General features: G+C 50.6%; 12 protein-coding genes. 3 read left to right on the forward strand and 9 right to left on the reverse strand.

Features of this window, described 5'->3' with window-relative positions; translation table 11 throughout:
- Positions 1-138: 138 nt before the first annotated feature.
- The 4 genes from QZF50_RS20160 to manX all read right to left on the reverse strand — a co-directional run bounded on the left by QZF50_RS20160 (position 139) and on the right by manX (position 3350).
- Complete coding sequence (locus tag QZF50_RS20160) at positions 139-597, reverse strand: DUF986 family protein (protein ID WP_000156255.1); 459 nt, start codon at positions 595-597, stop codon at positions 139-141.
- A gap of 54 nt (positions 598-651) precedes the next feature.
- The gene (gene manZ, locus QZF50_RS20165; RefSeq protein ID WP_000228655.1) at positions 652-1503 is read right to left on the reverse strand and encodes a PTS mannose transporter subunit IID; all 852 of its coding nucleotides are present in this window, start codon (positions 1501-1503) and stop codon (positions 652-654) included.
- Between the two features lie 12 nt (positions 1504-1515).
- The gene (gene manY, locus QZF50_RS20170; RefSeq protein WP_000406926.1) at positions 1516-2316 is read right to left on the reverse strand and encodes a PTS mannose transporter subunit IIC; all 801 of its coding nucleotides are present in this window, start codon (positions 2314-2316) and stop codon (positions 1516-1518) included.
- 62 nt (positions 2317-2378) lie between these two features.
- Positions 2379-3350 (reverse strand): PTS mannose transporter subunit IIAB, encoded by a 972-nt coding sequence (manX, locus tag QZF50_RS20175; RefSeq protein ID WP_000150543.1) that lies wholly within the window; start codon positions 3348-3350, stop codon positions 2379-2381.
- Positions 3351-3666: 316 nt separating this feature from the next.
- On the opposite strand from manX, the gene yoaL reads away from it, so the two are divergent.
- Together yoaL and yoaE are read left to right on the forward strand one after the other, a co-directional pair.
- Complete coding sequence (gene yoaL / locus QZF50_RS20180; protein ID WP_269212562.1) at positions 3667-3825, forward strand: protein YoaL; 159 nt, start codon at positions 3667-3669, stop codon at positions 3823-3825.
- A complete protein-coding gene (yoaE, locus tag QZF50_RS20185; protein ID WP_000394987.1) occupies positions 3813-5369 on the forward strand; it encodes a CNNM family cation transport protein YoaE in 1557 nt (518 codons plus the stop codon). The genes yoaL and yoaE overlap by 13 nt, the downstream gene beginning before the upstream one ends.
- Positions 5370-5372: 3 nt before the next feature.
- Here the strand turns inward: yoaE and QZF50_RS20190 are convergent, their stop codons facing one another.
- From QZF50_RS20190 to pabB, 4 genes are all read right to left on the reverse strand, one after another.
- Entirely contained in the window at positions 5373-6971 is a 1599-nt protein-coding gene (locus QZF50_RS20190) for a cyclic diguanylate phosphodiesterase (protein ID WP_001295494.1), read from the reverse strand.
- Positions 6972-7101: 130 nt separating this feature from the next.
- Complete coding sequence (gene sdaA, locus QZF50_RS20195; protein WP_000624298.1) at positions 7102-8466, reverse strand: L-serine ammonia-lyase; 1365 nt, start codon at positions 8464-8466, stop codon at positions 7102-7104.
- A gap of 183 nt (positions 8467-8649) precedes the next feature.
- A complete protein-coding gene (locus tag QZF50_RS20200; RefSeq protein WP_000456725.1) occupies positions 8650-9228 on the reverse strand; it encodes a CoA pyrophosphatase in 579 nt (192 codons plus the stop codon).
- Positions 9229-9231: 3 nt separating this feature from the next.
- Complete coding sequence (pabB, locus tag QZF50_RS20205; RefSeq protein ID WP_000854972.1) at positions 9232-10593, reverse strand: aminodeoxychorismate synthase component 1; 1362 nt, start codon at positions 10591-10593, stop codon at positions 9232-9234.
- 73 nt (positions 10594-10666) lie between these two features.
- Between pabB and QZF50_RS20210 the strand changes: the two genes are divergently transcribed.
- Positions 10667-10846, forward strand: a complete 180-nt coding sequence (locus QZF50_RS20210) for a YoaH family protein (protein WP_000457334.1) — start codon at positions 10667-10669, stop codon at positions 10844-10846.
- A gap of 119 nt (positions 10847-10965) precedes the next feature.
- Here the strand turns inward: QZF50_RS20210 and QZF50_RS20215 are convergent.
- On the reverse strand, positions 10966-11146 hold a 181-nt coding region (locus tag QZF50_RS20215; protein WP_268604062.1), incomplete at its 5' end, for a DUF1889 family protein.

An 11146-nucleotide genomic window follows, 5' to 3' on the forward strand; every position in this document is an offset into this window, starting at 1 on the left:
ATTGATAACGATTTACATTTAGATTTATATATCAATGAAACGTTAAAATAAATATCAAATAAGGGAAGAGGTAATATAGCCTAAGCTATGTCTGATTATTAAAAATACACTAAACATAGCTTTGGCTAAATTCATAACTTATTGAGTTGAAACGAGAAGCTTATAAATTTTTTCCAGATCGTCGATATTTCGAACGCGGATTAACAGCCGACGCTGTTCTAATTGCATCACCAACACGCCATCTTCCGACAAGTTCATCGCTTTGATTCGGCTATATTCAATCCAGACATTGGCGAAGAAAAAACCTTTTTGTTTAAAGATGATCTTCGGAACGCGGATCCAGAATATATAAAAACCCATCAGAGCCAGTGCGCTTAATAACCATGTCGTTATTAACGCACCATGATTCGTGACGTTGTTATAGATAAGAATGACAATCAATCCGACGAAGATAACGCTATCGATGCGACCACGCCGGAGCAAAGGAATTGCCAGCAGGGTGGGGCCGTTACGGCGGGGCATGATGAACTGATCGTAGATCGCGAAGGCCAGGAGTGCGGCGATGAAAAGAATCAGTACCAGGTCCGTGATTGTCATTAATCCTCCAGATAAAAAAACGGGGCCAAAAGGCCCCGGTAGTGTACAACAGTCTTACAGTCCCAGCAGGCCGCAAGCGTAACCAGCGATACCGATGACGAAGAAGCCAACGATGATCCACAGCGGGTTAACTTTTTTGCGCAGTAGCCACATACAAGCAAAGGTCAGCAGCAGTGGTACCAGGCCTGGCATTAACTGGTCCAGAATAGTCTGGACAGTAGTAACGTGTTCTTTGCCCGTCTGGTCAGTAATGCGAGAGACAACCAGCGGGATGTTGACATGTGTCCACTTGTTAACCAATGCCCCCATGACAAACAGGCCGAGGATAGACGCCCCTTCCGTCAGTTTTTGCAGGAAGCCACCACCCATATCTTTAACGATATCGATACCTTTGGAGTAACCATACGCTACGCCGTAGTAACGGGTTGCCAGACGCACCAGGTTAAACAGGATGAAGAACAGCAGCGGACCTAACAGGCTGCCGCTCATCGCGATACCGGCACCCAGTGCTGCAAATACCGGACGTACGGTTCCCCAGAAGATCGGGTCGCCTACACCAGCCAGCGGCCCCATCAAACCGACTTTGATACCGTTGATAGCACCGTCGTCGATCTCTGCGCCATTAGCACGCTGTTCTTCCAGCGCCAGGGTTACGCCGAGAATCGGCGCAGCCACGAACGGCTGGGTGTTAAAGAACTCCAGGTGACGGCGAATAGCTTGTTTACGAGCTTCGTTGTTCTCAGGGTAGAGGCGACGAATTGCCGGTACCATAGAGAAGCAGAAACCCAGTGCCTGCATACGTTCGAAGTTCCATGAACCCTGGAAGAGGTTAGAACGCAGGAAGACGCCGCGAATATCACTTTGAGTGAGTTTTTTCTCGGTGGTAGTTTGAGTTGTATCAACCATTTCGCTCACCTGTTAGTCCAGTTCGTTATCGAGATCGTTGTTACCAGCTGCCTGAGCAGGCGCACCGGCTACGCGGTTGTATTTCGGGCTAAGTTGGATGTAGAGCACTGCCATAACAGTACCAATCACACCCAGAGCAACCAGGTTAAAGTTGGTGAATGCTGCGGTTACGAAGCCGAGGTAGAAGAACGGCATCAGGTAGCCAGCACGCATCATGTTGATAACCATCGCATAACCAACCACCACGATCATGCCACCGGCGATATTCAGACCATTGGTCACCACTTCCGGAATCGCATTCAGCATGTTCTGTACTTCGCTGGTACCAACAGACAGCGCAACGATGACGGCCGGAATAGCCACACGCATTGCTTGCAGGAACAGAGAAGAAACGTGGATCCAGGAAATCGCTGTCAGGTTGCCGTTATCAGCAGCCTTATCCGCAGCGTGCTGGAAAGCAACGGTAATAGTACGAACGATGATGGTCAGTACCTGGCCCGCAGCGGCCAGAGGGATTGCCAGTGCGATACCTGCACCAATGCTCTGATGACCTGCGATAACCAGAATGGTAGAAATGATAGAAGCCAGAGCGGCGTCAGGCGCAACTGCAGCACCGATGTTCATCCAGCCCAGCGCGATCATTTCCAGCGTACCACCGATAATAATACCGGTTTTCATATCCCCAAGAACGATACCCACCAGGGTACACGCGATTAGCGGACGGTGAAACTGAAATTCATCGAGGATTGATCCCATACCTGCGATACAGGCTACGATAAATACCAGCACAATTTGAAGAGTGGTAATCTCCATTGTACTTCTCCTGTTTACGTAAGACTTAAGTGTGAAAACTGAGTGATAATCAACACAATACGTTACTTATCGATTTTGCTGATCAGATCCATCATTTTCAGTTTCGGATCGGTGGAAACCTTACGGACTTCCAGCTCAATACCGCGCGCATTCAGTTTCTTGAACGCCTCGATATCTTTTTCATCAACCGAAACCGCGTTATTCACCTGGGTTTTACCCTGACGGAATGCCATACCACCGACGTTAACAGAGGTGATTTTCACGCCGCCTTCAACGAGACGCTCTACATCTGTTGGGTTGGTAAATAACAGCATTACGCGTTCGCCAGCATATTTCGGGTTGTTGTAGACGCGAATCATTTTGGCAACATCAACTACGTGTGCTGTTACGCCCGGAGGTGCAACCTGGGTGAGCAGTGTCTTACGAACGGTATCCGCAGCCACTTCATCACTAACAACAATAATACGGGAGACATTGGTTTCTTTGGTCCAGCGGGTGGCGACCTGACCGTGAATCAGACGGTCGTCGATACGCGCAAGGCCAATAACCATGTAGTCGTTTGGCCCCATTGGTTTTGCCGGAGTTGGAGCCGCTTTTGGTGCTGCGGCAGCGGGTGCTGGCGCGGCTTTTTCAACCGGTTTGGCTTTCAGAGCTTTCACGCCTTCACGGCCTGTTTCTACTGCCAGTGCCACCAGTTCATCAAAGCTTGGGTCATCATCACGGGCCATTAACGTTTCCACGAGCATTGGAATGTTAACGCCTGCAATGACTTCATAATGCTCTTTGTCGACGACAATGCGGCTGGCAGCATTGAACGGGCTGCCTCCCCATGTATCAACGAGAAACAGCACGCCTTTAGTGGTGTCGAGTTTTGCCAACTGAGCGTTGTACTTTTCAATCAGCGTTTCGGCATTTTCACCTGGAACGAAATCGATCCAGCCGACGTTTTCCTGCTCGCCTAACAGCATTTCTGCCGTTTTAAGCAACTGCTCTGCAGCCCAACCATGTGTGCCTATAACAATAGCAATGGTCACTTGCTACCTCCTTTATTATCGTTAACACCTCAACGTGCCAGATGTATTTTTGAATCGTCGTCCACAATCGAATCGATTCAGATAAGGGCTACAACCAAAAACCCCTGCGTTTCGCGATTTATTTTAGATATCGAAAAAATTATTTTATGTGATGAAGATCCGTAATTTAACTTTCGATTAGCAGAAATTTCGAAAGGTAAAATATCCTTGTCACATTCGTTTGCAAAGGAAGGTAAATCTTTGCCAAATCAGAGGCGTCTCTGATATGTTTAACTCCCGTTTAACAACCATGGAGTATAGGGCAGTAGCCCGCAGTATGGATCGTCACCGACGTCATTTCAGCATCAGGCCTTTTAACGCCTGCCTTTCTGGCTCTCTATGCCGCACCTTTCGTTTGCATTTTGTCGTTACGCCTGCATTATTTCTGGCGTCGAATAGCTATTCCTTAAGCAGGAGCTTGTCATGGAATTCTTAATGGACCCCTCAATTTGGGCGGGGCTACTCACGCTTGTTGTTCTCGAAATTGTGCTGGGTATCGATAACCTGGTCTTCATCGCCATTCTTGCTGACAAACTGCCGCCAAAACAACGCGATAAAGCGCGTTTGCTGGGGTTATCACTGGCGCTGATTATGCGTCTGGGGCTGCTGTCGCTGATTTCATGGATGGTCACGCTGACCAAACCGCTATTTACCGTCATGGATTTCTCCTTCTCCGGACGCGACCTGATTATGTTGTTCGGGGGGATATTCTTGCTGTTCAAAGCAACAACCGAACTGCATGAACGGCTGGAAAACCGCGATCATGATTCCGGCCACGGTAAAGGCTACGCCAGTTTCTGGGTGGTCGTCACACAGATTGTCATCCTTGACGCCGTCTTCTCGTTGGATGCGGTAATTACTGCAGTAGGGATGGTTAACCATCTGCCGGTGATGATGGCGGCGGTAGTGATTGCGATGGCGGTTATGTTGCTGGCATCCAAACCGCTGACGCGATTCGTTAACCAGCACCCCACGGTGGTGGTGCTCTGTCTGAGCTTCCTGTTAATGATTGGTCTGAGTCTGGTGGCAGAAGGTTTCGGTTTCCACATTCCGAAAGGTTACCTGTATGCCGCGATTGGCTTCTCGATCATCATCGAAGTGTTTAACCAGATTGCGCGTCGCAACTTTATTCGTCACCAGTCGACTTTGCCGCTGCGAGCGCGTACTGCCGATGCCATCCTGCGTTTGATGGGCGGGAAACGTCAGGCCAATGTTCAGCACGATGCCGATAACCCGATGCCGATGCCGATCCCGGAAGGTGCATTTGCCGAAGAAGAACGTTACATGATTAACGGCGTACTGACGCTGGCGTCGCGTTCTCTGCGCGGGATCATGACGCCGCGCGGTGAAATAAGCTGGGTTGACGCTAATCTCGGGGTCGATGAAATCCGCGAGCAGCTGCTCTCCTCACCGCACAGCCTGTTCCCGGTATGTCGCGGTGAACTGGATGAAATCATCGGAATCGTACGTGCTAAAGAACTGCTGGTGGCGCTGGAAGAGGGCGTTGATGTGGCGGCGATTGCTTCGGCGTCTCCGGCGATTATCGTCCCGGAAACCCTCGATCCGATCAACCTGCTGGGCGTGCTGCGTCGCGCTCGCGGGAGCTTTGTTATCGTGACCAACGAGTTTGGTGTGGTACAAGGCTTGGTCACGCCGCTGGATGTGCTGGAAGCCATTGCGGGTGAATTCCCGGACGCTGACGAAACGCCGGAAATCACTACCGATGGTGACGGCTGGCTGGTAAAAGGCGGTACAGATTTGCATGCCTTGCAGCAGGCGCTTGATGTTGAGCACCTTGCCGATGACGATGATATCGCGACGGTCGCGGGCCTCGTGATCTCGGCAAATGGTCACATTCCCCGTGTGGGCGATGTGATTGATGTAGGGCCACTGCATATCACCATCATTGAAGCCAATGATTATCGTGTTGATCTGGTTCGCATTGTTAAAGAGCAACCGGCGCACGATGAAGATGAGTAAGCATTAACGTAACGGCATAATGGGCGTGATATGTCCATTATGCCGGGCGGGCGGCGGTTGGCTGCCCGCCAGCCATTTGGGAAAATCACGTAGCGGCATCGGCTGTGCGTACAAATACCCTTGCAAAATATGCACGCCATGACGGCGCAAATACTTCGCCTGTTCTTGCGTTTCCACGCCCTCCGCCACCAGTTCAATATTCAGTCTTTGCCCCAGCGCGATGATGATATCGGTCACCGTCGAGTTAACCGCGTCAGAACCTATAGCTGCGGTAAATGACTTATCAATTTTCAGCACGTCAGGACGTAATGTTTCAAGCCAGGAAAATGAACTGTTGCCGGTGCCGAAGTCATCAATCGCCAGTTTGACGTTTTTACGATGTAGCTCGCGGGCAATCCGATAATCAACATCCAGTAAGGCATCGCGTTCGGTGATTTCGAGGATCAGTTGCTGAATCGGGTGAGCGCTAAACCAGTACTGATTGAGATCTTTTATCAGCACACCACGGCGAAAATGGCTGGGTGCGACGTTAATGCCAACATGAAACTGACTACTCATCGGGAAAACATGGCGCTGACGAATGGTTTCTGCCATCACATAGCGGGTCAGTGGCACAATTAAATGATGTTCTTCCGCGATAGGAATAAACACATCCGGTGAAATCCAGCCCTGACGCGGATTATTCCAGCGCAGCAAAATCTCTACACCAATACATTGCTGGCTGCGCGCATTAAGCAAAGGCTGACAGAACAATTCGAACTCATGTTGCGCCAGGCCCAGATTGATTTCGCGGGAAAAGCTCATCCGGTAAGCGGTCGCCAGCCAGGCGATGTAGCCCACCAGTAAACTTAGCAGCACCGCCAGCGGTAATTGTGTTGGAAGATAGTGCCATGCCAGCGCCGTAGCCCCCGGACCATTAACGTTAATGGTAAAAGGAAAGCGTTGCGAAGAAACCTGATAGTTTTCATTGTCTTCAGGTTGCGGAAGGGAATCTACCAGCCCATTACCATAGAGCAAATGCCGTTTGTCCACCGTCAGGCTGGCGCTACTGATTTGCGGCAGTTGTGGCTCAAGGAGCATTGCCGTCAGTAAGTCGATGTTAATCATCTCCATGACCCCAGCATTGCTACTGCCCGCTGCAGGCGTCCATTGAATCAAAACCGGACTGCCTTTAATCAGGGCACGGTCGATCGTCAGGCGTAAAAGTGGTTGCGGTGCAGGAAGTTCAGCCAGAATGTCCACGACGGGCACATTGCGATAACCAAAAATGCTGGAGCAATAGAGTGTGCCGTCTTGCACTAGGCCAATGGATCGCACAGTTTGGAGTTTTGCCGCCTGTTTACGTAATGGCAAATGGGCGACAGAGCAGGGCAGACCAATCAGCGGAAGCAAGACTTCGCTACCTGCCTGTAGGGGAAGCAGTACTTTATCTAATTCCTCTACAGCGTGATTGGCGAATTGTACTACCCGTTGTTGATTTAAGTTACGCTGTGAAATAAATCGCACGCTCAGGGTCGAAGCGAGCGTAACGAGTGCGCAAATCGTACAAACAATCATTCGATTACGGCGATAGGTTTTAATGATCCGTTGTGCTTTTTGCATGCGGGCCACCCTGTAAGCGTATGGCGACAAACGCCTGACGCAACAGTGGAAGTGTAGTGGGGAATATTACAGCAGACGAGAAAGCGGGTATAAATTCGCCCATCCGTTGCAGATGGGCGAGTAAGAAGTATTAGTCACACTGGACTTTGATTGCCAGACCACCGCGTGAGGTTTCGCGGTATTTGGCGTTCATGTCCTTACCGGTTTCGTACATCGTTTCGATGACCTTATCCAGCGAGACGCGCGGTGCACTGGTGCGGCGCAGAGCCATCCGTGCGGCGTTAATCGCCTTCACAGAGGCAATGGCATTACGCTCAATGCACGGCACCTGAACCTGCCCTGCAACCGGGTCGCAGGTTAAACCAAGGTTGTGTTCCATGCCAATTTCCGCCGCCACGCAAACCTGTTCCGGGCTACCGCCCAGCAGTTCTGCAAGACCCGCAGCAGCCATTGAACAGGCAACACCCACTTCGCCCTGGCAACCAACTTCCGCACCGGAAATAGAGGCGTTCATTTTATACAATGCACCAATCGCGCCCGCTGCCATAAAGTAACGGGTATAGATGTCCGGGCTGACCGATTCAATAAAGTGGTCATAGTAAGCCAGCACTGCCGGAACGATACCGCAGGCACCGTTGGTTGGCGCAGTTACCACACGACCACCGGCGGCGTTTTCTTCGTTAACTGCCAGCGCAAACATGTTTACCCAGTCAATGACATTCATCGGATCGTTAGACAGTTTATCGCTGGAAACTAACATCCGGCGCAGGGCAGACGCACGACGTGGCACGCGCAGCGGGCCTGGCAGTACACCTTCGGTGTTCATCCCGCGATCGATACATGCCTGCATGGTTTGCCAGACATGCGCGAAATACTCGTCGATCTCTTTCTTGCTGTGCAGCGCCAGTTCGTTCTGCATAGCGAGACCAGACAGCGAATAGCCGGTTTCATTACAGTACGCGAGCAGTTCGGTGGCAGATTTGAACGGATACGGCACGCTCACTTCGTTGGCAGCATCCTGACCAAAGTGTTCTTCATCGACGATAAAACCGCCGCCGATGGAATAATAAGTTTTGCTGTAGACGACTTCATCGCCGTTATAGGCGTGGATTTGCATACCGTTTTCATGCAGCGGCAGGTTGCCGTTATGAAAACGCATCCCGTTGTCGCGCGGGAAATCCACTTCATGCCGTCCCTGTGCCAGCAGCAGACGTTCGCGCTCTTCTACGTCGCGAATAAAACCGGGAATACTGTCGATATCCACGGTGGCAGGTTCGTTACCTGCAAGACCCATAATAATGGCGATATCGGTGTGGTGGCCTTTACCCGTCAGCGACAGTGAACCATAAACGTCCACGGCAACGCGAGTAACGCTATCCAGTAAGCCTTTTTCGACCAGATCATCGACGAACTGTTTACCCGCCTTCATAGGCCCTACGGTATGGGAAGATGAGGGACCAATCCCCACCTTAAACATGTCGAATAGACTAATCACGATAATACTCCTGACAAGGTGACTGGACTTCCAGTAACGAACTAATAACAGCGCATAGTGTAAGAGGGAACGCGGCGACTGGCTTAACTATTCACATGAATTAAACTAATCAAAAACCGCGATTTAACTAATATTGCGATGATTGTCTCAAGTAGTGTTTTGTAGATGTAAAGATAAGTATAGTCAGGGTTTCACACCAATTTGCAGCGCCAGCTCACGAATTATGCCTGCGGTCATTCCCCATACAAAATACTGTTCGTACCAGGACAGCCATACCCGATGTGAATCGCCACGGCGGTAGATATCTAAAGGGTGATAACGACCCAGATGTAATGCCTGGGCGAGCGGCATTTCAAACACCGCCGAGACTTCATCTTCACTGGCGCGATACGGCAGATCGGGCGGGATAATGCCGACCACTGGGGTTACCTGATAGCCAGTTACGCTATCGACGGGCGGCAGCACGCCGATAACTTCAACGGCGGAAGGCGGTATAGCGACCTCTTCTTCAGCTTCGCGCAGCGCGGCGGCGATAACTGATGCGTCCGTGTCATCGACTGCACCTCCAGGGAATGCCACTTGTCCAGCGTGTTTACGCAGATGAATTGAACGCTGAGTCAGCAACAACCCCGGTTGCGGTCGACGGACGATGGGGATTAACACGGCAGCCTGACGATGATTTAGGGTTTCCCGGTTAATTTGCGGGCGCAAAAGTTGAAAGCGAGATAAAAAATCATCAAGCGTCAGGCTACGGTATTCCACGTCTTACTTCTCCAGTTGGCGTAATATCTTATTAACTTTATCAAAAGTTTCCTGATATTCCGCTTCTTCCTGGCTATCGGCGACAATTCCACCGCCCGCAGAGCAGTATATTTGTCCGTTAATGGCAGTCAGCGTGCGGATAGTAATGCTGGTATCCATGTTGCCGCAAAAGCTCAAATAGCCAATGCTGCCGCACCAGGCATTACGTCGCTGCGGTTCCAGTTCGTCGATAATTTCCATAGCCCGTACTTTCGGAGCCCCGGTTATTGAGCCACCAGGAAAAGCTGCGCGCAGCAGATCGCTGGCGTGTAACTGTTCTGGTAGTCGCGCCGTTATAGTGCTGACCAGATGATGCACGGCAGGGAAGGGTTCCACCACGAACAGCTCTGGTACTTTTACCGAACCGGCTACGGCAACACGACCGATATCATTACGCATTAAATCGACAATCATCAGATTTTCGGCACGATCTTTCGCTGAGTTCGCCAGTTTTTCTGCTTGTTTGCTATCTTCCTGAGGATCGGGCAGGCGTGGTAGCGTGCCTTTAATCGGGCGGGTCTGGATTTCACTATTATCACAAAGAATAAACCGCTCTGGCGAAAGGCTTAAAATTGCACCCTGTTCAAGGCGTAAAAAAGCGCTAAATGGCGCGCGGTTGGCCTGATTAAGCTGAAGGAATGCCTGCCATTCATCGCCAGAATAGGTCGCATGAAAACGCTGGGCGAGATTCACCTGATAGCAATCACCGCTGTGCAGATATTCCTGTACCTGGCGAAATTTTTCGCCGTACTGCTCGCGGGTCATATTGGATTGCCAGTCGGAAGTGAGCGTGAAATCTTCCTGCGGCGAGAATTGCTGGCTTTCCAGCCAGGCCCGACGGGCATTGACATCATTATGACTCAGCAAAGAAACTGTATGACGCTGGTGGTCGACAATGAGCGCCCAATCGTAGATACCCACTGCCATATCCGGCAGAACGATATCTTGTTCCGCAATTTCTGGCAGTGACTCAAAACGGCGGCCCAGATCGTAGCCAAACAACCCCAGTGCGCCGCCCTGAAATGGCAAATCTTCGTTATGCGTTGGGCGAATGTCTGCGCGATCCAGCACCTGCTGGAGCACCTGTAGCGGGTCATCAGTGGTCGTTGTGCGTTTTTCGCTTTCACTAACAACGGTTTCTTTACCGAAAGTGGTTAAAGTGCAAATCGGATCGGCGACCACAATATCAAAGCGGCTATACGGATGATCGGCATAGCCGGAGTGTAAAAGCATCGCCCACGGCAGGTGGCTTAAGCGGGAGAAATAAAATTCAGCGGCGTCCTGACGCCAGGGTAAAGTAATCACAGCGGGAGATAACGTCTTCATCAGTCCTGACTCTACTGGCTATGTGCCGGGTAGCATGAAATAATTAGCGCCAACAATTTAGCAGGAGTTAACAATGTTTGCAGGTTTACCTTCACTCACCCATGAACAGCAGCAAAAAGCTGTCGAGCGGATCCAGGAACTGATGGCACAAGGGATGAGCAGCGGCCAGGCAATCGCGCTGGTGGCAGAAGAGCTGCGTGCCAACCACTCCGGCGAGCGAATCGTGGCGCGTTTTGAGGATGAAGACGAGTAACACACTAATCCGTATCGATTTCGTTATAGAATCTGATGATTATTTGATTGTGAGAAAAAGGACGCTTTTTATATGTGATTAAAAGCGTCCTGACCCATTTATGCTGATATAAATTAAACTCAGACCAGTGCTTTTAGTTCTTCCTGCATATATGTTGAAAAGTATTCAGGATTTTTAATTACAGTGCGTTCACCAGACTCCATTTTTTTTGCCCATCCAACCATTTTTTCCGTGAACCCAGGGTTCCAGCCTTCCTGGTCAGCTCGCGCCGTAATATCAGCGGCACTCGCGGGTACTCCC

It is taken from the genome of uncultured Escherichia sp., assembly GCF_948475835.1.
Classification (GTDB): domain Bacteria; phylum Pseudomonadota; class Gammaproteobacteria; order Enterobacterales; family Enterobacteriaceae; genus ECMA0423.